Raw genomic sequence first — 21,199 nt, forward strand, 5'->3', positions numbered from 1 at the left:
ATTGTATAATAATATTCAAGAATAAAAACTATTAAAGGAGGCGTATGTTTTGGCTTTGAGAAAACATGCTTTAAAAAGTACAGTAGCATCATTAACACTTATGGCAATACTATCAATGGGGTTACCTGTTAATGCTCAATTAGGTGATAGTCTACTTAAAAAAGGAATAAACAATAATGACGTTAAAATATTACAACAACATTTAAAAGATTTAGGATATATGGATTATAATGGCACAACAACATATTACGGTTACATTACAGAAAATGCTGTGAAGGATTTTCAAAGAGCAAATGGACTTCAAGTAGATGGCTATTTTGGTCCTAATACTTCAAAAACATTACTTAGTAAAGTAAACAATACAAGTTCTAGTTCTTCTTCAAATAATAATTCAAGCTCATTGTTTACATACACAAGAGTTTTAAAATATGGTTCTAGAGGTAGTGATGTTTCTTCATTACAATCTGCACTTAAAAACTTAGGACATTATAGTTCTAGCATAGATGGTATTTATGGTCCTGGTACTAGAGATGCAGTTATGAGTTTTCAAAAATCTCAAGGAATCGGAGTAGATGGTTATTTTGGACCTAACTCTTATAAACATCTAGAAAATGCTTCAAGTGGCAATACAACTCCATCTAAGCCAGCTCCATCGGAAAAACCAAGTAACTCCGGACTTTTAACTTATAATAGAGTTTTAAAATATGGTTCAAGAGGCAGTGATGTTTCTTCATTGCAATCGGCTCTTAGTAAATTAAACTATTATAGTTCAAGTATAGATGGTATTTATGGTTATGGTACTAGAAATGCTATAATGAATTTCCAAAGATCTGCTCATATTTCAGTAGATGGATATGCTGGTCCTAACACTATAAAATATATAAATAAAGCATTAAATGGAGAATTACCTAATCGTGGTGGTTCAACTGGAAATAACACTTCATCAAGTAGAGATCAATTAACTCAAAATATAATAAATGAAGCTAAAAAATACATGGGTGTACCTTATGTTTATGGCGGCTCCACTACATCAGGTTTTGACTGCACAGGTTATACTCAATATGTATATAGAAAATTTGGTATAAGTTTATCTCGTAGTTCAAGAGGACAGGCTACTGATGGAACTAGAGTAAGTAGAAATAATTTACAAGCTGGTGATTTAGTAATATTTGAAGGTACTTATAGACCTGGTCCAAGTCATGCTGGAATTTATTTAGGAAATGATATGTTTATAAATGCAAGTTCTTCAAAGGGAGTTTCTATAGCTAGTTTAAATAGTAGTTATTGGAAATCACATTATGCATATGGTAGAAGAGTATATTAATATAAGATATAAAAAAGTATCGCCTTAGGCGATACTTTTTTTATATCTACATTTCTATAGCTAAATCTGACTTTGTAACCTTTAGTGCCATTTTAACTACATTATATATAGTTATTGTTACAAATATATTTGTTATAGCTGTAGGTATTACTATTGATAGAAAAAGTGCTATAAATGGTGCAGGGAGCCCTACTAAAAATAATGCAGTAGATAAAAACACACTACCACTTACAAGCGTACCAATAAAAGCTATTAAACCTACTTTAATTTTACCCATTTTCACTTTGCTAAATAAAACTATAAGTAAATAAACCACTAATGATGTTATAAGTTTATCTACAATATTTGCTATTTGTCCACCTGGAAATGTCGTTGTCATAGCTGTAATTATGCCACCTAGTAAAGCTGTTACCATTGTGCTTTTAAAATCCTTATTAATCATTATTGCTACAAATATAAAGGAAATCATCAAATCAAATTTCATACTTCCAAGGGTGCCTGGTACAATTTGATGCATGATAAAACCTATCGCTAGTAATAAAGCTATAAATATATTTTTTCTTAAATTCATAATAAATCTCTCCTTTTAATTTTATTTTTTTATACCAATCAGATTCATCACTTTCAATTATTCAAATCATACCACTCACCTCCTTAAATTTGCGCATTAAAAAAACCTCTCATCCCTATTGTAAAAAGGGACGAAAGGTTTAAATTTCCGCGGTACCACCCAAAATTAGATAGTATAAACTATCTCTCTTTAAAGATACAGATAAAAAATCGATATCTTTTTTCTATAACGGGAATTCCCGACTAAGGATACTTTAATAAAATTTCACCTTGCATCTCATAAGACCATTCATTAAATATCTTATATCGAACTTCCACCAACTTCGACTCGCTAAAATAAAATAATTTTAACTACTTTTCTTAATCATAGATTTTACTATTCAATTTATATCATCTTATCATATATAAATTAAATAGTAAAGAGTTTTTAGAAAATTATAAATATTATTTTATATTTTAATTATACTATAGGAGAAATCAACAAGACTTCTTCGTTTTCCCTATATATCCTATCAAATTGTGATATTGGAAGCGGATTTTCACCAAGTCCTGTTTCAAAAGTATATCCTGGTAAATTATATTCTTTTATAAACCAATCCTTATAACCTGCATAAGCTGCAGCATATGGCACATCTGCCAATCTATAATTTGTTATATTCGAAAAAATTTCTGCAATATCTGTAGCTCTTGGAGGATTGAAATCAAGATATTTAAAATAAATTACTCTTCCTTGAGTGTGATAAGCAAGAGTAATTTTAAAATCATGTTTTCTTGTAAAATCTACCATGGCTTTGCTTTCAGGTTCTGATAATGGAGAAGGTCCTCCATATCTAGTAGGTCCTGGACCTGTTACTCCAAGTTCAGGTTCCTGAGCTTTAGCTTCCTCCCAATTAGCTGGGTAATTTCTATTTAAATCTACTCCACGTATATTTGCATTCCAAACTTCAGATAGTGGTTCACCTGTATCATTCCATTCTAATATTTCTTCATAATATGGATTTTCCGGAGTTATTCCATTTATTACAATGTCTACTCCATCAGGATTTACCATAGGAACTATATAGATACTACTTGATTCCCAAATATCAGACACATTATATCCATTTAGAGATTTATTGTTTGAAAAGCTTTCTAAAAATTGTTCTGTAAATTTCATCGTTACAGGAGAGTTTATCCATTCTAATGCATGATGAGAAGCATTATAAAATACTTCTTTTTCTCCTTTTCCGAGTCTTATATAATATAAATCTCTACCAAGTACTGAATTTCCAATAGTTCCCACTTCTAAAAAAGGATACCTTTTCTTTAATCCTTCTATATTTTTTTCTAATAATCCATAAGTATAACCTACATCAGTTAATACCACATCAATACCATATGGTACAATAATTTTACTACCAATAGTTAAATCATTAGGATTCAAATCAGGATTTGCTGTGATTATAGCATTTACAGTTGTATAATACCTATTAGCTATATTATAAAAAGTATCTCCTTTTTTTATAGTATAATTGTCATACCCTAAAATAAATCTATTTAATAAACCCCATGTATTTTCTCCTACTATTCCATCACTTACAAGTCCATTGTCAGATTGAAATTTCTTCACCGCACTTAATGTACTACTTCCAAATATACCATCAATTGGGCCCGGATTATATCCTACTTTAGATAAAACACTTTGAACTATCTTAACATTATTACCACTTGATCCAAACTTTAAAATTTCCATAGTTTCACCCCTATTTATCTTTATGATATATAGTATTACTATGGAAATTTTTTGTTACTCGCCGCATTCTTCATGATGAATATGCTGGTGACATATTGAGCCAGTTGATACTAGTTCTCCACTCATATATCTTTGTGCTAAATCTATTGAATTACCACTAGCTCCTGTTATTACTTCTATATTTTTATTGTTAAATATATCTATAGCCCCAGCTCCCATGCCTCCTGAAATTATAACATTTACTCCTAAATCATTCAAAAAATTAGGTAAAAACCCTGGCTTATGTCCTGGATTTGGTATAGAATCATCTTTAATAATTTTATTTCTTTCAATCTCATAGATATTGAAATTCTCACAATGTCCAAAATGCTCTGTTACTAAATCTTTTTCACTAGCTACTGCAATTTTCATTTAAACTCCTCCAATTTTATATGTTTAATATATTTATAGTTTTTTCAAATACATCGTTTACCTTTTCCCCTATTTCACAATCTATATCTACAATAGTTTTACCATCATTTATAGCTTTAATAGTATTTTTATCAAATGGTAATTTGCCTATCATAGGTATTTCATTTTCTTTACAGAAATATTCAATTTCTTCACTTTTACTAAGATTAATATCATATTTATTTATACATATAGCAGTTTTAATGCCAAAGCTATTAGACATTTCAACTATTCTTTTCATATCAGCTATTCCAGATATAGAAGGTTCAGCTACAACTAAAACCATATCTACTCCAGTTATTGAAGCAATAACTGGACAACCTATGCCAGGAGATCCATCTATTATTGCTAATTTATCTTTTGTAATAGGTATATTTAATCTTTCTTTCACTTCTGTTACTAATTTTCCTGAAGTTCCACTTCCCATCTTAAGTTCAGCTGTTGAAAATACTTTATTATCAGTATAAAGATCTAATCTCCCTGCTACATCCTTCTTTAGTTTAGCTGCATTTACTGGACAAACTAATTCACAAACTCCACATCCTTCACAGCTATAAAGATCTACTTTGTAAGTATCTTCTTCTTTTACTATTGCATCAAATCTACAATTATCCATACACTTTCCACATTTTATACATATATCACTATCAATATATGATTTATCCATACCATAATAATCTTCGGTGATAGATTTACCTAAATCATTCATTACAAGATGTAAATTTGGGGCATCTACATCACAATCTGCGAATACCTTGTCTTCTGAAAGTTTTATGAAAGCACTTGCAATAGTAGTTTTTCCTGTACCCCCCTTACCACTAAGGATTAGTAATTTCTTCATGTTCTACCTCCTTAGCTACTTTTTCTAATAAAGATAAAAACATAGCCTTATAATTATCATTTAATTTTGAAATAATCTGACCATCAGAATTTAAATTTCCAATTTCTCTGTCAAAATATATTTTTTCTAATATATTTATATTGTTTTCATTGCAAAACTCTTCTGTAGGGTTATCTTTATTAGTATATTTGTTTAATACTACACCATGAGCTTTATTAAATAATTTTACTAAATCATATACCATCTTCAAATTATGCGATCCAAAAATAGTTGGCTCTGCTACTAATATACAATAATCAGCATCTTTTATACTATCCATAACCACACATGCACTTCCTGGTGGACAATCTATTATATTGTAATTATTATTATCAGTATATTTTAGCGATTCTTTAATAATAGACACGCCCGATGCTTGACCAACATTCATAATTCCAGATACTACATTTACATTATTTGAAATACCTTTTTTAACTACACCTACTTCTTCTTTCTTTTCACTTATAGCATTAGTAGGACATATTAAAGAGCATCCACCACAAGAGTGGCATACGTCCTCAAATACTAAAACCTTATCGGTATATGCTAATGCATTAAACTTACAAAACTCCACACATTTTTTACATCCAATACATTTATCATTGTCTACTTGTGGAATATCTACATAAACACTTTTTTCAGTAACATTATTAGGTTTAAAAAACAAATGTCCATTTGGTTCTTCTACATCACAATCAACATAGGTTGAATTATTAGCTACTTCTGCAAGGTTTACAGATACAAAAGTTTTTCCAGTACCACCTTTACCACTTAATACTGCTATATTCATTATCTTATTCCTCTAGACCCATGAAAACCAGCATGTATTTCATTTAACTCATATAATTTATCTTCTTTTAATGCGTCTATATTTTCTTTTATTGTACTTGAATTTGATTTATATAATTTTATATCAGCATTTTCAAGAACTTCTGCTGCATTTTTCCCACACCTTGGAGTAAGTAAACAATCAATATTTTCATCTACTAAGATTTGAGCAGCTTTAATTCCTGCGCCACCTTGACTTGATGCTGCTGTATTATTTACAAAATTACTAGATTGGCTTTGTGTATCATATATTAAAAAATAATTTGTACGACCAAATGTATTGTTTACATATCCTTCTATAGTTTTTTCACTAACTGGAATTCCTATTTTCATATCTACATATCTCCTTTTTTATTGTCTAATTTTTCCTTTCTACATCCTCTTCCACATGGTCTATTAGAATTTGTACAAAGGCTGTAGTCTCCACCTTCTATTATTATCATTTTTCCATTAACTAAGGATTCTGCAAGCTTTTTTCTAGCTTCTTCATATATTCCTTGTACAGTAGTACGAGCTATATTCATTTGCTCTGAACATTCTTTTTGTGTGAAATTATTTAAATCAATTAATCTTATAGTTTCGTACTCATCAACTGTCATGCTTATAATTTCTTTAACCATTTTTCCCATTCCCATTGGACCAAATCTTTTATTGTCTGGTAAAGAACAAACATTTCTCATCTTTTTAGGCCGTGACAAATAGTTCACCTCCATTCCTTATTGACATATGTCATTTATATGTTAATTATACTCCTTTTATGACATATGTCAATAACTTTCGTAAAAAAACATTAGGTCTTTTAAAGACCTAATGTTTTTTGTTACTATCCTAATTGTCTAAGAGAATTTTTTAAATCTTGATCTGGTATACTTATCGGAGTTAAACTAAATGTATCTACTAAATATTGTAATACATTTGGTGAAATAAATGCTGGCAGAGATGGTCCTAAAAACATTCCATTTATTCCAAGAGATAATAATGCTAATAAATCAGCAACTGCTTTTTGTTCATACCAAGAAAGTACAATAGTAAGTGGCAGAGAATTCACATCTGTATCAAATGCATCTGCAAGTGATGAAGCTATTCTAACTGCAGAATACACATCATTACATTGGCCTACATCTAATAATCTTGGTAATCCTGCAACTGTTCCAAAGTCCAATTTATTAAATCTATATTTACCACAAGCAAGAGTCAATATTACACAATCTTTTGGAACTTTTTCGGCAAACTCAGTATAATAATTCCTACCAGGTTTTGCTCCATCACATCCACCAATTACAAAGAAATGCTTTATTTTCTCTTCCTTTACTGCACTTACTATTTCTTCAGCATGAGATAATGTAGCATGATGACCAAACCCTACTAATATTTCTTTTTCTTCCTCGTCTTCCTTAAAACCACCTAATTCTAATGCCTTTTCTATTATTACACTAAAGTCTTTGCTTCCATCTTCATTTACTTTAATATTTTCTATTCCATCCCAACCCACTACATTTGTAGTGAATATCCTATCTTTATATGAGCCCCTAGGTCTCATAAGACAATTTGTGGTCATTAATATACAGCCTGGAATATCATCAAATTCTTTTTGTTGGTTTTGCCATGCTGAACCATAATTTCCTACTAAATGTTTATATTTATTAAGTCTTGGATATCCATGCGCTGGTAACATTTCTCCATGTGTATAAATATTAATACCTTTTTCTTTTGTTTGTTCAAGTAACATCTCTAGGTCTCTTAAATCATGTCCTGATACAATGATGAATGGTCCTTTCTTTATTTCTACATTTACTTTGTGAGGTTCAGGATTTTTGTAAGTTTCAGTATTTGCTTCATCTAATATTCTCATTACTTCTATACTCATATCTCCTGCTCTCATTGTCCATCTTATAAGATCTTCTACGGTTAAACTATCATCTGTTGTTGCTTCAAGCGATAAAAAATAAAAATTATCTACTTGATCACTATGGTAATTTATAAATCTTGCTTGATGACTATATGCACTTATACCTTTTAATCCATAAAGTATTGTAGAACGAAGTGACCTTATATCTTCATCTAAATCCCTATCATACATAATACCAGCTTTTACAGAATCTCTTAGCATTTCTGCTTTAGTTTGACTAAGATTATATGTAGCAGCATCTGGATACTTGCCTTCTGGAGCTTTCTTTCTTATTTTTTTCCTTTATCTTTTGAGATTCTTTAAGCAAACTCACATGAAAGGCTGCATCAAAATTCACATTTGTAAGTGTAGTAAATAATGAATTTTCTACAAACTTTACAATTTCTTTATCTATAATTTCTTCATTTTCAATTAAAGGTTTAGCGTAAGACGATATCCCCTTTAATTGATATATTAATAAATCTTGTAAATTAGCTATTTCTGGAGATTTACCACATACACCATGTTTGGTGCACCCCTTTCCTCCCATTGTTTGTTCACATTGGTAACAAAACATTTGATTATCCATAATCTTCACCTCTTAAATTATTTTAAATACAATTCTATAAGTATTATTACCTTTAATATTTCTTATATACAAAAAACATCAGACTTTTTATATCTGATGTTTTTGCTTTTACATATTATTTTAATGTAAAATATACAAATTTATTGTTTTTCAAGTTCTTAAATTCATATCTATTTTTTCTACCCCAGTTTGAAGTTTCTATATATTCTTCATTATTTTCATCTATATAATATCCAGTTATAGTTTGCCAGTGAAAATTATGTCCTGTATTTCTATAATATTGTAACATTGCAATAGGTGAATTAGATTCTAATCCTTTTATTATAAATTCATTACTTTCTAAATTTAAAGGCTTATAATTTGCTTTTAATCTTATCCCTTTAGATTTAGCATATGATATTACACCTCTAGATAAACTATATATAGTGGGTATTCCAAAAAAGCTTGGCTTTATGAAAGTTAGTAACTCATTCATAAATTCTTTGAATTTTTCTTTGGATATGTCTTCTTTTTCATATAAAGATTCACAAGCTTTAATATTTTTACTCATATAGTATAAAATATTAGCAGCACTTGCTAAGCCACATCCTCTTTTAATATAGAATTCATTTTCAAGCCATCTTTGATGTGATCCATAATATATTTTTTCACCTTCATATATTGGAATGAAGGTCTTTAATGATTTTAATGATATTTTCTTCTTTTTATTTTCCACTATCTTTTAAATCCATTAAAGCTTCTGGATAAGTAGACCATATTGTTTGATCTAATAGATATTCTTCATTGTATTTTATGGCATATGTTCTAAATACATTTAATGGGACACTTAAAGGTATACTTTCATTTCTATATTTATCTAATAAATCCAAACTGAATTTCTTTTCTTGACTAGATAATTCATCTGAAAAGTATCCAAATATGTGCATAAGTGTATTTATATAATTTGTTTCCTTAGGTAATATCTTCATAGCTTTTCCTAGATTTTCTTTATATTTTTCTACTATTTCTTCAGTGTCTAATTTTTCATGATTTGCTACAATTCTACCTAAAACTTTTAGTAACTCAGGATTATGTGCCATAATTAAATACTTGTTTTTGCTATGAAAATCAACTAATAATTTTAAAGATTTTTCATTTTCTACATCCTTAAATCTATTCATAGTATATAAGTGTGCTAAGAAATGTTCTCTTATCTTAAAATTAGTAAGTCTCCCTTCTTCTTCAATAGCTAATTCATCATATCTTTTAAGCACCTCATCAGCAAATATGCCTGCTCCCTTACCACTTACAATAGAATTATTTTTACCTCTATAAATTTTTACATCTTTTATCCCACATGAAGGTGATCTGCCTTTTAATAAAAATCCATCTACATCTTCTAAATCATTTAAAAAATCATCGGTAAAATCTTTCATTTTCTTCGTATAGATGTTTTTAGTTTCAGGTTGATAAAGCTCAATTTGATCATTTTCTTCTACTAATCTTATAGGTTTTCGTGGAATTCCAAGACCTATACCAACTTCAGGACAAACTGTTATGTATTCAACAAATTTGCCTAATTTATCTACAAAATCATTTTGTATTGTAATTCCATTATATCTACACTCACAAAATCCTAAGCATTTACTTACTACAACTTTTGGTTTATCTGTCACAATTTCACCTCTTCTTACATGTTTTCTAAGTCATTTTTAAATTTTTCAAGCCCTACTCTTTCTATCATAAATCCTAGTTTTTCTCCCATCTCTGCATTTTCCTTATAATAAACAAATAATTTATCTATCAAATCTAAAATTTCATCTTCTTTTAAATCTTTTTTTATTATATCTGCTACTCTTGGATTAAATCCTCCAGAGCCTCCTGCTGTAAGTGCAAGTAATCCATCAAAATCTGCTATTACCCCAATATCTTTACTATATACACTTCCACAAGCATTTCTACACCCAGCTACACCTATTTTTGTTCTACAAGGCATCTCTTGTTTTTGATATTTCCTATATAGCTTCATTCCAAGTCCTATAGTATTATATCTAACCCTTTTGCAAAAACCTGCTGGACACATTTCAACATTCTTTACTGAGTTTTGAGAAGTAACAGCAGGCTCCATATCTAATTCTTCCCAAATTGCAGGTAAATCTTCTTCAAATAAATTAGTTATAAGTATTCTTTGCCCTGAAGTAAGTTTTATTATTCCATTATATTTTTTAGCAACTTCAGTTATCTTCTCTAACTTTTCTATTGTAATAAATCCTCCAGGAATATCTGGTGTGATAGCATATTTCCTTACTCCGTCTACAATTCTTTGTAAATTCCCATAATGTTTTCCCATAAGTCTCTCCTTAATTAAATTTATTTTATTTCTTTGACTCTACCTACAATACCAGATTCAAGTCTAACCTTTATTCCATGATGATGTTCTTTTGAATTTGTTAAAATATCTTTTACTATTCCTTCAGTAAGCTTACCTGATTTTTGATCTTCTTTTTTTACAACCTTTACTTCTATTCCTTTTTTTATATTATCTCTTTTTGTTCCATTCATATTTTAACCACCCTTATATTATTAATAACCAAAGAAAGGATCATTTATTATATTCTTTCTTTTAATATCCTTATCCTTTAAAGTCTTTCTTATAGATTTTATCACATTAGCACTTCCTGAAACATAATAATATGCATCATTTTTATACTTCTGTGCGATTCCCTTTATAACTTCACTAGTTTCTTTGGATCCTGAAGTGAAATTTATATTTATTTTGTAATCTTTATTTACAATATCCATTATATCATCTTTAAAAAGATAAAAGTCCCTAGATGAATAAATAATATTTACAAATCTCTGATTCCCCTTTTCTATTTCTTTTAATAATGACCTTATAGGAGTTATACCTACACCTGTTGCAATCAAAACTATAGGTGTAATTTCATCTTTAAGCACAAACCATCCAAAAGGACCTCTTACATTTACCTTATCTCCTACTTTTAAATTTATCAATTCTTTTTTAAAACTAGATATATTTTCACCAGTTCTTGTTCCAATTTTTATTACTCCTTCTTCTGGTATTGAAGCTACACTAATTGGTATTAGTTGAGTGTAAATCTATAACAAAATAATCTTCATAGGGATTTTCTATTTTTTTTATAGTTTCAGTTGATTTATTAAATAAACCTTTAAAATCTCTCAAACGCATAATATCACTCTTTTCTTTGCTTTTTTTTACTTATACCCAAAAAAAACTATCAGAAAAGTTTCTGATAGTTTTTTCAACCTATAGGGTAAATAAAGAAATTATTTTTATTCAAGTCCTGATCTTATTTTTTTGAAAAGACCTAAATATACTAATATTGATATCACTAATACAATAGATGCATAAAATAATATTTGTGGCCAATCACTTACTCCACTTAATACTAATTTATTACCCTTATATGACCAATAAAAGGGACTCCAATAAAAAAACTTTTGCCATTTATCTGCTAATAATTCTATAGCAAGCACTGAAGCTATAAGTGGTAACATCAATACTTTTATACTGGATGCTGCACTCATTACATCACTACTATTTATCCCTTGAATAAATCCTAAGAGCATAGATATAATTGATCCTACTAAAATCATCACTAATAACTGAATATAATTAATATCCCTAAATCCTGTAATTAAAACTACTGCAAGAGAGCCTAATACTACTACTGCTATTCCTATTATACTCTTACCCAAAATAAATTGATTCCTTGTAGTAGGTGTAATATTTATTGCATTTATAGTGTTATCAGATTTTTCTTCTACTATATTAAAAGATATTAGCATGCCTCCAAGTACTGCTATTAAAAGTAATACTCCATTTACTAAAGTTTGTTTAAGTGGAGGTACAGTTTTTTCTAAATCAATTAATTCTACATTGGTATCTTCTATGTTCAGATCTAAATCATCAAATGCATTAAGTGATTTAGCAAAATTTATTAATTCTTCTGCCTCATTTCCTTCTGGCATAATATAATAATTATCAGATTCTTTAATAATTCCAATTACATTATCTCTATCTAAGACTCTTTTTTCTATATCATCTTTGCTTTCAAATGTTTCTACATTAGCATAATCTTTTAAAAACTCTATTTTTTCTTCATTTTCTCCTTCTAAAAGAGCTAAGTTTACCGTTGTATCCTCTATACCTGGTGTAAATATATTGATTCCTATTGCTATTATTATAGGAAATAATATTAAATAAAGTGATAAAAAATCTCTTTTATTAACCTTTAAATCTCTTCTAAATATATTAAATATCTTTTTCATAAATCTTACCTCCTTCTATACTGAAAGTGTGGATTTGTATTTTTTATTTGTAAGTGCAAATAATATTATACTTACAATTAAAAATCCACCTGTAGCTAATAATATATATGAAGTATCTCCATTTTCTAAGATTAATTCTTTAAAAGCTTCTATCATATGATATGTTGGAAATACTTTAATCCATACAGGATTCCAAGATGGTATCATGTTTGAAATAGCTGGCAAGATTAATACTATTAAGATTAAATAAATGCTAGCAAAAGCTTGCATGATATTATCATAAAAACCTGCTACTAATAGTCCAAGTGATGATGAAAATAGTCCTGTAGCTATTAAAAATAATATCATTAATAAATAATTTGGTCCTAATCCCATAACTGGTATAACAATTATTAAACTAGTTATTATACTTACAAGTAAAAGCACCATAGCTTTACTTAAAAGATATTGCCACACACTAGATGCTGTAACTGCATAGGCTTTTATTACACCTTCTTTTTTATCTAAAAATACATATGCAGCTATGATAAATAAGCCCATTAGACTTCCATTAAAAGTTAAAAATGTTGGTATTAAATTTTCTCTATCAGTTAATTTTTCTTCATTTATAGACAGAGCTCTTACATCTTGACCTTCAATACTTTCTTGTAAAATGTCACTATCTTCTATATGACCTATTAAATATAAGTTTTTAAGCTTTTCTTTTTCATATCCTTGGATATAATACTTATAATGAAGTTTATCATCTTTTAAATTAACTACAGCTCCAAATTTTTGTTCTTTTTCTGCAATATCTTTAATTTCTTCTTCATTATTTAATATATATATTTCCTTACCTTCAGTTTCAAGTAGGTCTGCATTTACTTCCTCATCTCCGATTTCAACTTTTACCTTTTCAATTTTACTATCTAAATCAACTTCTTTTATGCCTTCTATATAATTTTCCTTTACTTCTTTTGGTAAATCAAAATATAGATATTCTTCACTTGTTGAACTGAAATTTTCAGGTACTACAGTTAGTAATATTACAAGTAATAATATTCCTATAAAAAATTCTATATAAATATAAAAACCTCTAAAGGCAATCTTCATCTCTTTTAGAAAGCTAGACCATAATTTCATATTATTTTAGCTCCCTTCCTGTGACCTTTATAAATATTTCTTCAAGAGTTGCTTCTTTGGTATGCATAGTTTGAATTTCATAATTTTCTATTATATTTTTAAGTTTGTTTTTTTCATCTTCTAAGATAGTAGAATATTTTTCCTTTATTATTTCTTCATTTTTTATATACTCAACTTCTACTAATTTTTCACCATATTGTAATTTTAAGTTCTTAGGTGAATCAATTAGCTTTATTTCACCATCTACAATAAATGCCACCCTATCACATAGTTCATCTGCTATAAACATATTGTGAGTAGTTAAAAATACGGTCACACCCTCACTATTTTTTTCTTTTATAATGCTCTTTATGGTAGAAGCTATGGCAGGATCTAGTCCTGTAGTAGGCTCATCTAAAAACCACAGCTCAGGATTATTAATCATTGATCTTGCAAATGTAAGTCTATGTTTCATTCCTTTTGAAAATTCTCCAGCTCTAATATCTTCCTTACCATCTAATCCCACGAGTTTTAATAATTCCACGGGATCTCTTGTTTCACCATCAAATAATTTTCTATAAAAATCCAAATTTTCTTTTGCAGTAAGTTTACTATATACATTTGATTGTTCAAAACTCATTCCTATTTTGTTAAACATTTCAGGAGAAAATTTCTTTGCATCATATCCTGCAACTTTTACTTCCCCTTTTTGAAGTTGTAAAAGTCCAGTTAAAATTCCTTGTGTTGTAGACTTTCCTGCTCCTGATGGACCTAAAAATCCAAAAACCTCACCTTTTTCTACTTCAAAACTGACATCTTTAACTGAATAATTTCCATCCTTGTTATAAGAATGATATAAATTTTTCACACTAATCATTTACGCTTCCTCCCTTATAAAATAGCTTTTTAAAAACTTCTATATATTCATCTATATCTTTTTCTATTACTTTATAATTTACTTTCTCAGTATTACTTATTATTTCTTTCTTTATTTTTTCTCCATATTTTTCAAAAGTCCAGTTTATAATATCAAATATTTTTTTTCTATCAATATCATCTCTGAAAATTGAAAAATCAATATTTTTAGTATAAATTTTATCTACTAAACCCAATGAATAATTATCAGTTAAATTCTTCATCTCATCCACTGAACTATCTTCAAATATTTTAGCAAAAAAATTAAATATATAAGGATATTTATCTGTCATTTTAAGCTTTATAATTCCAGCTTCTTTGATCCTTAAAAGTAAATCTCTTTCATCCCAATCAATATTTCCTTCTATATTTTTAATTGTTTCTCTTATAGTGAATTCTTTTAAGAACTCATATAATTTCTTCTTAGTACCAAAATAATGATATAATAGCCCTTTTGAAATTTCTGCATTTTTTACAATATTATTTGTTGATGCTTTCTCAAAACTATTTTTACTAAATTCTTCTAAAGCACTATTTATTATCCTATCTTGTTTTTCTATTTCAATTTTTTCTAATGTTTCTTCCATATTTTTTCATCCTCTCATAAAAATCCATTGACTTGCTTGGTCAATTTAATCATATCACACCTTGACTCTTGTGGTCAATATATATTTTGAAGTTTTATATTTTAATTATATGTGTTAATATATAATTAAGATTCTATCAAATATAAGGAGGTAGTTTAATGTTAGTAACAGTAGATGATATGTTAAAAAAGGCACATAAAGAAGGTTATGCAGTAGGCCACTTTAATATAAATAATTTAGAGTGGACAAAAGCAATACTTTTAACAGCTGAGGAGAATAGTTCCCCAGTGATTTTAGGTGTATCTGAAGGTGCAGCTAAATATATGACAGGTTTTAAAACTGTTGTAGGAATGGTAAATGGTATGCTTGAAGAATTAAAGATTACAGTTCCTGTAGCTCTACATTTAGATCATGGTTCTTATGATGGAGCTAAGGAAGCAATGGAAGCTGGTTTTTCTTCTGTAATGTTTGATGGTTCTCATTATGCTATAGAAGAAAATATAGAAAAAACAAAAGAAATTATAAGAATTGCAAATGAAAAAGGAATATCAATTGAAGCAGAAGTAGGTTCAATTGGTGGAGAAGAAGATGGGGTAGTTGGTACAGGTGAAGTTGCTGATCCTAAAGAATGCAAAACTATTGCTGATTTAGGTGTTTCAATACTTGCTGCTGGTATAGGTAATATTCATGGAAGATATCCTGATAATTGGAAGGGTCTTGATTTTGAGGTATTAAAACAAATTGATGATATTACAGAAAATACTCCTTTAGTATTACATGGAGGTACTGGTATTCCTTCAGATATGGTTAAAAAAGCTATAGGTCTTGGTGTTGCAAAGATAAATGTAAATACTGAATGCCAATGGGCATTTACAGAAGCAACTAGAAAGTATATTGAAGATAAAAAAGATTTAGAAGGTAAAGGTTTTGATCCTAGAAAACTTTTAGCTCCTGGAACAGAAGCTGTAAAGAAAATAGTAAAAGAAAAGATGGAACTTTTTGGTTCAGTAAATAAAGCCTAAATAAAAGATGGATGCCTAGGCATCCATCTTTTATTTAGTTATACATTCCATTAGCATTCATATAATTATATATTTTTTCACCATGTTCTTGTTCTTCTTTTTGAATATGATTTAATGCTTGTCGTACATTACTATCTTTACATTCAAATATAGTAGTATTATAGGTGCTTGAAACATACTTTTCTGTTGAAAGTAAATCTTGACATAAATCAGCATCAGCTTGATTATTCATATTACTTCCACTAAAGTTCATATTACTATTTTGAGAACTACTAGCTGCTGTATTCATACTAGGTACACTTCCACCTAATATTTGATTAACAGTGTTTAAATGTTCTTCTTCTTCTTTAGCTAATTGATTAAAAAGTTGTTTTAACTCAGCATCTTGTGCTTCATTTGCAGCTTTTGTGTATTTTTTTATACACAGCTCTTCATGACTTTTTTGATCTTCTAATAGTGTTTTTTCTTTTTGACTTAAATTTATCACTATAAATACACCTCCTTAACTTATTATGCTTATATTTTTAAAAAATATTCACAATAAATTTAAGGTTTGTGATATTTACATAAGGGGCGAAAACACTTTTAAGATTGAGCCTTTTAGTCTTTTATACCATATAATATTTTCTGTATCTTCATATGATATTTCTTGTGATACTTTTATTGTATTTAAAAAATCTTCTTTCATGGCAATTACACTTTTTGTCTTATACATCCAAACTCCACATTCAAAATGAAGGTATAAACTTCTATAATCTAAATTTATAGTTCCCACAACTGCATATTCATCATCTACTACAAAGTTTTTAGCATGAATAAATCCTGGTGTATATTCATATATTTTTACTCCTGATTCTATTAAGATTTTATAAAATGATTTTGTAACTGCATGAGCATACCATTTATCTGGATGATGTGGAGTAATGATTTTAACATCAATACCTGATTTAGCAGCAGCAGTAAGAGCTGTTACCATTTCATTATCTATTATCAAATATGGTGTAGTAATATAGACATGACTTTTTGCTTTGTTTATTAAATTAAGGTATGCAATTTGTCCTACCGTTTCATCATCTAATGGGTTATCTGTAAATGGTTGGACATATCCATCTTTTATATTGATATTTAAGTCATATTCTCTTTTAAACCTAGTGAAATCTTCATCAATACCCCTTAAATAATCCCATATAGATAAAAACATTACAGTTAACGACCATACAGCTTCACCTTTTAACATGATAGCAGAATCCTTCCAGTGTCCAAATCTATCTTTTTCATTTATATATTCATCTGCTAAATTTATTCCTCCTGTAAACCCAACTTTTCCATCAATTACTACTATTTTTCTATGGTCTCTATTATTAAGTCTTGGGCTAAGAAATGGTATTAAAGGATTAAAAACTTCACATTTTATACCCATACTTTCTAATTTTTCATCATACTTATATGGTAATGTTAAAATGCAACCAAAGTCATCATATATTATTCTTATGTCTACACCTTCATCCACTTTTTCTAATAATATTTCTAATATCTCACTCCACATTTTTCCTTCTGCTATTATAAAATATTCTAGGAATATAAATTCTTTTGCCTTTTTTAACTCTTCTTTTAAACTTTCAAACTTATATTCTCCAAGAGAAAAATACTCACTACCATCATTTTCATATAAGGGACTATATGCAGCATTTTGTAAATATAATGATTGATTTGATGCATTAATACTTTCTTCTTTCAATCTTCCTCTTACATTATCATCTATCATTAAAGAAGATTTCATTTTTTGTATTATAAAATTCATTCTTTTTTTATCTTTTTTACTTGATTTATTGCCTCCAAAAAATATATAAAATAATCCTCCAAAAATAGGAAATAATAAAATAGGTATTAGCCAAGCTATCTTATAAGCTGGATTCATAGAATCATTTACTATAAATAACACTACCCCAATACTTATTATTATACTTGTGGTATAAAAAATCACAAAGTAATCTTGAAACTGTAATATCATCCAAATAAGAACCGCTAATTGGATTATTATAGCTATTCCAATAAATAATATTCTATTAAATAAAATTTTTTTTATTAACTTCATTTTCAAACCTCACATTAGCCTTAGGTAGTGTATAAATTACCTATCTCTTTTATTTTTACTGGTAATTTAGAATCAAACATTGGTATTGTATTAAATTTAAATCTACTGATTTTATGCATCTTATCGATTTTATTCTTTATTTCTTCATTTGGAGCTTTTCCTTCTCTTATATATTTATTTAAAGTTTCATAAGTAAAACCTAATATGTCTTCATCAGTTTTTTTTGTGAGACCATCTTCTGGTACTTTTACTATAAACTTTTCGGGTATGCCAATATATCTACCGACCTGGACTACTTCATCGGTTGTAAGCATAGCAAGAGGTGAGAAGGCTCCTGTGGTATCACCATAAATTGTAGCATATCCAACCCAGTCTTCTGATAGATTACTAGTGTTTATTACTCTGCTCTCTTCTATTGATTGACTTATAGCATAAAGTAAAGTCATCCTAATTCTAGGTGGTAAATTTAATTTTGTTTGTTTTGATATATCTTCTATGAATTCACCTTTTATAGTTTCTAATTCTTCAAAAAAAGAATTCATCATATTTGTAATAGGAACTTCTTTATATTCTATATCAAGATGTTCACATATTTCATAGGAATAAGATATATCATATTGTAAACCATGAGGCATAAGCACTCCTAATACATTTTCTTTGCCTAAAGCACGCACACATAACCCTGCTACAACTGAACTATCTTTTCCACCTGATATTCCAATTATAGCTTTTTGACCCCCAGAATTTTCCATCATATCTTTTATCCACTCTACCAAATCATCAGTTAAATTGCTTAACTTTTCTTTACTTAATTTCATTTTTATCCTCTTTCTTTATTATTATTTTAAAACAATTTATATTTATTTTATATTTTCAAAAAAACTTATTAATTTACTTACTGATTCTTCTGTTGTTGCCCAAGATGTAACAAAACGAACTGCACTATTGTTTTCATCCACCTTTGCTTCAATTGAATATAAAAATTCTTTAGATAGGTCATCTAGTATATGATCAGAAAGTATAGGAAATATTTGATTTGTCATCGATGGAGCATAAAATTTATAGCCTAAATTTTCAAGTTCATCTACTATTTTTTCTGCCATTTGATTGGCATGCTTTGCAAGAGTAAAAAATAAATCATCTTCAAATAATGTCTCAAATTGAATACCTGCTATGAATCCTTTAGCCATCAAAGCACCCTTTTGTTTTATTAGGTATCTAAAATCTTCTTTTAATTTATCATTAGTTATTACCAAAGCCTCACCTAGTAATGCACCATTTTTAGTGCCTCCTATATAAAACACATCAACTAAATTAGCTATTTCTTTTAAACTTAAATCATTTCCTTTTGAAGTAAGGGCAGAACCAAGTCTTGCACCATCTAAAAATAAAATCAAATTGTTTTCCTTACATATATTATGTATTTCTTTTAATTCATTTTTTGTATATATTGTGCCAAGCTCTGTAGTGTTGGATATATAAACCATTTTAGGCTTTACCATATGTTCATCACTATGAATATTTAAAGCTTTTTTTATAGATTCTATACTTAATTTCCCATCTTTAGAATCCATAGCTATTACTTTGTGTCCTGTAGCTTCAATAGCCCCAGTTTCATGTACATTAATATGACCTGTATGAGCTGCGATTACTGCTTCATGCGGTCTTAGAAAGCTTGATATAGAAATTAAGTTTGTTTGTGTTCCTCCAGGAATAAAATGTATATCTACATCTTGATTTTCCATATGCCCTTTTATATATTCTTTTGCCTTTTCACTATGTTTGTCCTCTCCATAACCTACATTTTGTTCTAAATTATACTTTATAAGACTTTCTAATATCTTCTCATGTGCACCTTCACTATAATCATTCATGAAACTATACATACAAATCTCCCCACTTTCTTTTATTTTCTTATCTTATACCATTATACCCTTATAGCTATATAAATAAAAGATATCTTATTTTAAGATATCTTTTATAATCATTTTTTAATTCATAGTATCTAGTGATTTGTGAGTCCATTTTAAAGCTTCAATATAACCATCATACAATATAGATTCATCAATATGTAATTTCTTTGCATAGAATTTTACGTTCATCCAATCACCTTTTTCATAGGAGAACATTAAGTTATATATATAACTTAAACTACCCTTGCAATCTACTAGCGCATTTTTAATATCTTCAGATAGAGATATTTCTGAAATTGCATCTTCCATAGCTTTATCTAATAATGCATCTATAGTGCTCATTAATCCCATCATCGAAGCTTCAAATTTTCTTTTCTTATACTTGCTATTTTCTGCAATGAATTCACAAAATTTAGATCTAACTAGTGAAGTTTTCATCAGTTCTTTAGGCTTTTTAATGGTTAAGTCTTGCATCATTAAAATATTAATCCATCTCTCTATTTCTTTTAATCCCATATATAGTAAAGCTTTTTTTATTGATTCAAAGTCATTTTTGCTTTCACGTCTTTTAGTAATTCTTAATAATCTATAAGATAAATTTATATCTATTTCAATTATTTCTGCTATCTTTTGATATGAAGGCTCATCTTTTTTTAGTTCTGAAATTATTTTTATGTATTGTGTCTTTATAGTTTTTTTGTTATTGGATTCACTAATTACTGATGGCTTACTAAAAAAATAACCTTGGAATAATTTAAATCCCATCTCTTTTGCTTGTAAAAATTCTTCTTTTGTTTCTACCTTTTCTGCAAGCAATATTTTGTTTTCATATAAAGCTACTTTCACTTCATTTTTTATAGTATTTAAAGGTGTTGCTAAAATATCGTATTTTATAATATCTGTTAATGGTATTAAAGGATAATCATTATATTTTTCTACAAAATCATCAAGTGCAATCTCATAACCTTTATTCTTTAGATATTTTAATCTATCTATAATTTTTTCATCTGCT

The 21,199-nt window shown here is 28.3% G+C and carries 23 protein-coding genes, 1 pseudogene and 1 other annotated feature; of the genes and pseudogenes, 2 read left to right on the forward strand and 22 right to left on the reverse strand.

What is annotated here, in order from left to right; all coding sequences use genetic code 11:
• Nucleotides 1-49 precede the first annotated feature (49 nt).
• Nucleotides 50-1,324, forward strand: a complete 1,275-nt coding sequence (locus tag ACTHUW_RS03020) for a C40 family peptidase (protein WP_442196904.1) — start codon at nucleotides 50-52, stop codon at nucleotides 1,322-1,324.
• Between the two features lie 46 nt (nucleotides 1,325-1,370).
• Here the strand turns inward: ACTHUW_RS03020 and ACTHUW_RS03025 are convergent, their stop codons facing one another.
• The 17 genes and pseudogenes from ACTHUW_RS03025 to ACTHUW_RS03105 form a co-directional block, all read right to left on the reverse strand.
• Nucleotides 1,371-1,895 (reverse strand): tryptophan transporter, encoded by a 525-nt coding sequence (locus ACTHUW_RS03025; protein WP_442196903.1) that lies wholly within the window; start codon nucleotides 1,893-1,895, stop codon nucleotides 1,371-1,373.
• A gap of 123 nt (nucleotides 1,896-2,018) precedes the next feature.
• Nucleotides 2,019-2,271: a binding site (T-box leader), on the reverse strand.
• A gap of 83 nt (nucleotides 2,272-2,354) precedes the next feature.
• Nucleotides 2,355-3,626: a M14 family metallopeptidase gene (locus ACTHUW_RS03030; RefSeq protein ID WP_442196902.1), complete on the reverse strand. Its 1,272-nt coding sequence runs from the start codon at nucleotides 3,624-3,626 to the stop codon at nucleotides 2,355-2,357.
• Between the two features lie 54 nt (nucleotides 3,627-3,680).
• On the reverse strand, nucleotides 3,681-4,037 hold the full coding sequence (locus tag ACTHUW_RS03035; RefSeq protein ID WP_442196901.1) for a NifB/NifX family molybdenum-iron cluster-binding protein: 357 nt from the start codon (nucleotides 4,035-4,037) through the stop codon (nucleotides 3,681-3,683).
• A 16-nt stretch (nucleotides 4,038-4,053) separates the two neighbouring features.
• A complete protein-coding gene (locus ACTHUW_RS03040; RefSeq protein ID WP_442196900.1) occupies nucleotides 4,054-4,917 on the reverse strand; it encodes an ATP-binding protein in 864 nt (287 codons plus the stop codon).
• Nucleotides 4,895-5,746, reverse strand: coding sequence for an ATP-binding protein (locus ACTHUW_RS03045; protein ID WP_442196899.1), 852 nt, complete (start codon nucleotides 5,744-5,746; stop codon nucleotides 4,895-4,897). Before ACTHUW_RS03045 ends, ACTHUW_RS03040 begins: the two co-directional genes overlap by 23 nt.
• The gene (locus ACTHUW_RS03050) at nucleotides 5,746-6,117 is read right to left on the reverse strand and encodes a NifB/NifX family molybdenum-iron cluster-binding protein (protein ID WP_442196898.1); all 372 of its coding nucleotides are present in this window, start codon (nucleotides 6,115-6,117) and stop codon (nucleotides 5,746-5,748) included. The genes ACTHUW_RS03045 and ACTHUW_RS03050 overlap by 1 nt, the downstream gene beginning before the upstream one ends.
• Before the next feature lie 2 nt (nucleotides 6,118-6,119).
• Complete coding sequence (locus tag ACTHUW_RS03055) at nucleotides 6,120-6,482, reverse strand: DUF134 domain-containing protein (protein ID WP_442196897.1); 363 nt, start codon at nucleotides 6,480-6,482, stop codon at nucleotides 6,120-6,122.
• A 125-nt stretch (nucleotides 6,483-6,607) separates the two neighbouring features.
• A pseudogene (hcp, locus tag ACTHUW_RS03060) lies at nucleotides 6,608-8,261 on the reverse strand (hydroxylamine reductase).
• A gap of 115 nt (nucleotides 8,262-8,376) precedes the next feature.
• Nucleotides 8,377-8,976 carry a hypothetical protein gene (locus ACTHUW_RS03065; protein WP_442196896.1) on the reverse strand — a complete coding sequence of 200 codons (600 nt, stop codon included), beginning with the start codon at nucleotides 8,974-8,976 and terminating at the stop codon, nucleotides 8,377-8,379.
• The gene (locus ACTHUW_RS03070) at nucleotides 8,966-9,916 is read right to left on the reverse strand and encodes a YbgA family protein (RefSeq protein WP_442196895.1); all 951 of its coding nucleotides are present in this window, start codon (nucleotides 9,914-9,916) and stop codon (nucleotides 8,966-8,968) included. Before ACTHUW_RS03070 ends, ACTHUW_RS03065 begins: the two co-directional genes overlap by 11 nt.
• A gap of 14 nt (nucleotides 9,917-9,930) precedes the next feature.
• Complete coding sequence (locus tag ACTHUW_RS03075) at nucleotides 9,931-10,590, reverse strand: NAD(P)/FAD-dependent oxidoreductase (protein ID WP_442199195.1); 660 nt, start codon at nucleotides 10,588-10,590, stop codon at nucleotides 9,931-9,933.
• Nucleotides 10,591-10,610: 20 nt separating this feature from the next.
• On the reverse strand, nucleotides 10,611-10,802 hold the full coding sequence (locus tag ACTHUW_RS03080; protein ID WP_442196893.1) for a YwbE family protein: 192 nt from the start codon (nucleotides 10,800-10,802) through the stop codon (nucleotides 10,611-10,613).
• Between the two features lie 21 nt (nucleotides 10,803-10,823).
• Nucleotides 10,824-11,255, reverse strand: a complete 432-nt coding sequence (locus tag ACTHUW_RS03085; RefSeq protein ID WP_442196892.1) for an FAD-dependent oxidoreductase — start codon at nucleotides 11,253-11,255, stop codon at nucleotides 10,824-10,826.
• Nucleotides 11,256-11,555: 300 nt separating this feature from the next.
• Entirely contained in the window at nucleotides 11,556-12,554 is a 999-nt protein-coding gene (locus ACTHUW_RS03090; protein WP_442196891.1) for an ABC transporter permease, read from the reverse strand.
• A gap of 15 nt (nucleotides 12,555-12,569) precedes the next feature.
• On the reverse strand, nucleotides 12,570-13,676 hold the full coding sequence (locus tag ACTHUW_RS03095; protein WP_442196890.1) for an ABC transporter permease: 1,107 nt from the start codon (nucleotides 13,674-13,676) through the stop codon (nucleotides 12,570-12,572).
• A 1-nt stretch (nucleotide 13,677) separates the two neighbouring features.
• A complete protein-coding gene (locus ACTHUW_RS03100; protein WP_442199196.1) occupies nucleotides 13,678-14,532 on the reverse strand; it encodes an ATP-binding cassette domain-containing protein in 855 nt (284 codons plus the stop codon).
• Nucleotides 14,525-15,157 (reverse strand): TetR/AcrR family transcriptional regulator, encoded by a 633-nt coding sequence (locus ACTHUW_RS03105; RefSeq protein WP_442210626.1) that lies wholly within the window; start codon nucleotides 15,155-15,157, stop codon nucleotides 14,525-14,527. The genes ACTHUW_RS03100 and ACTHUW_RS03105 overlap by 8 nt, the downstream gene beginning before the upstream one ends.
• A 158-nt stretch (nucleotides 15,158-15,315) precedes the next feature.
• Here ACTHUW_RS03105 and fba point away from each other — a divergent pair, with 158 nt between their 5' ends.
• Nucleotides 15,316-16,179, forward strand: a complete 864-nt coding sequence (gene fba, locus ACTHUW_RS03110; protein ID WP_442199198.1) for a class II fructose-1,6-bisphosphate aldolase — start codon at nucleotides 15,316-15,318, stop codon at nucleotides 16,177-16,179.
• 34 nt (nucleotides 16,180-16,213) lie between these two features.
• Here fba and ACTHUW_RS03115 read toward each other — a convergent pair whose 3' ends face one another.
• From ACTHUW_RS03115 to ACTHUW_RS03135, 5 genes are all read right to left on the reverse strand, one after another.
• Nucleotides 16,214-16,666: a spore coat protein gene (locus ACTHUW_RS03115; protein WP_442199199.1), complete on the reverse strand. Its 453-nt coding sequence runs from the start codon at nucleotides 16,664-16,666 to the stop codon at nucleotides 16,214-16,216.
• A gap of 75 nt (nucleotides 16,667-16,741) precedes the next feature.
• Nucleotides 16,742-18,274 (reverse strand): cardiolipin synthase, encoded by a 1,533-nt coding sequence (cls, locus tag ACTHUW_RS03120; protein ID WP_442212466.1) that lies wholly within the window; start codon nucleotides 18,272-18,274, stop codon nucleotides 16,742-16,744.
• 20 nt (nucleotides 18,275-18,294) lie between these two features.
• Nucleotides 18,295-19,092, reverse strand: a complete 798-nt coding sequence (gene nadE, locus ACTHUW_RS03125; protein WP_442212468.1) for an NAD(+) synthase — start codon at nucleotides 19,090-19,092, stop codon at nucleotides 18,295-18,297.
• Between the two features lie 42 nt (nucleotides 19,093-19,134).
• Nucleotides 19,135-20,160: a threonine aldolase family protein gene (locus ACTHUW_RS03130; protein WP_442199202.1), complete on the reverse strand. Its 1,026-nt coding sequence runs from the start codon at nucleotides 20,158-20,160 to the stop codon at nucleotides 19,135-19,137.
• A gap of 105 nt (nucleotides 20,161-20,265) precedes the next feature.
• The coding region (locus ACTHUW_RS03135) for an EAL and HDOD domain-containing protein (RefSeq protein ID WP_442212470.1) at nucleotides 20,266-21,199 on the reverse strand (934 nt) is incomplete at its 5' end.

Origin of the sequence: Senegalia sp. (in: firmicutes), from assembly GCF_052088025.1 — a bacterium.
GTDB lineage: Bacteria > Bacillota > Clostridia > Tissierellales > SIT17 > Anaeromonas.

Bases quoted from the DNA above. Each gene is read 5' to 3' on its own strand.
- ACTHUW_RS03025 (WP_442196903.1), bottom strand. From the start codon at position 1,895: ATGAATTTAAGAAAAAATATATTTATAGCTTTATTACTAGCGATAGGT.
- ACTHUW_RS03030 (WP_442196902.1), bottom strand. From the start codon at position 3,626: ATGGAAATTTTAAAGTTTGGATCAAGTGGTAATAATGTTAAGATAGTT.
- ACTHUW_RS03035 (WP_442196901.1), bottom strand. From the start codon at position 4,037: ATGAAAATTGCAGTAGCTAGTGAAAAAGATTTAGTAACAGAGCATTTT.
- ACTHUW_RS03040 (WP_442196900.1), bottom strand. From the start codon at position 4,917: ATGAAGAAATTACTAATCCTTAGTGGTAAGGGGGGTACAGGAAAAACT.
- ACTHUW_RS03045 (WP_442196899.1), bottom strand. From the start codon at position 5,746: ATGAATATAGCAGTATTAAGTGGTAAAGGTGGTACTGGAAAAACTTTT.
- ACTHUW_RS03050 (WP_442196898.1), bottom strand. From the start codon at position 6,117: ATGAAAATAGGAATTCCAGTTAGTGAAAAAACTATAGAAGGATATGTA.
- ACTHUW_RS03075 (WP_442199195.1), bottom strand. From the start codon at position 10,590: ATGGGAAAACATTATGGGAATTTACAAAGAATTGTAGACGGAGTAAGG.
- ACTHUW_RS03080 (WP_442196893.1), bottom strand. From the start codon at position 10,802: ATGAATGGAACAAAAAGAGATAATATAAAAAAAGGAATAGAAGTAAAG.
- ACTHUW_RS03090 (WP_442196891.1), bottom strand. From the start codon at position 12,554: ATGAAAAAGATATTTAATATATTTAGAAGAGATTTAAAGGTTAATAAA.
- ACTHUW_RS03095 (WP_442196890.1), bottom strand. From the start codon at position 13,676: ATGAAATTATGGTCTAGCTTTCTAAAAGAGATGAAGATTGCCTTTAGA.
- ACTHUW_RS03100 (WP_442199196.1), bottom strand. From the start codon at position 14,532: ATGATTAGTGTGAAAAATTTATATCATTCTTATAACAAGGATGGAAAT.
- ACTHUW_RS03105 (WP_442210626.1), bottom strand. From the start codon at position 15,157: ATGGAAGAAACATTAGAAAAAATTGAAATAGAAAAACAAGATAGGATA.
- fba (WP_442199198.1), top strand. From the start codon at position 15,316: ATGTTAGTAACAGTAGATGATATGTTAAAAAAGGCACATAAAGAAGGT.
- cls (WP_442212466.1), bottom strand. From the start codon at position 18,274: ATGAAGTTAATAAAAAAAATTTTATTTAATAGAATATTATTTATTGGA.
- nadE (WP_442212468.1), bottom strand. From the start codon at position 19,092: ATGAAATTAAGTAAAGAAAAGTTAAGCAATTTAACTGATGATTTGGTA.
- ACTHUW_RS03130 (WP_442199202.1), bottom strand. From the start codon at position 20,160: ATGTATAGTTTCATGAATGATTATAGTGAAGGTGCACATGAGAAGATA.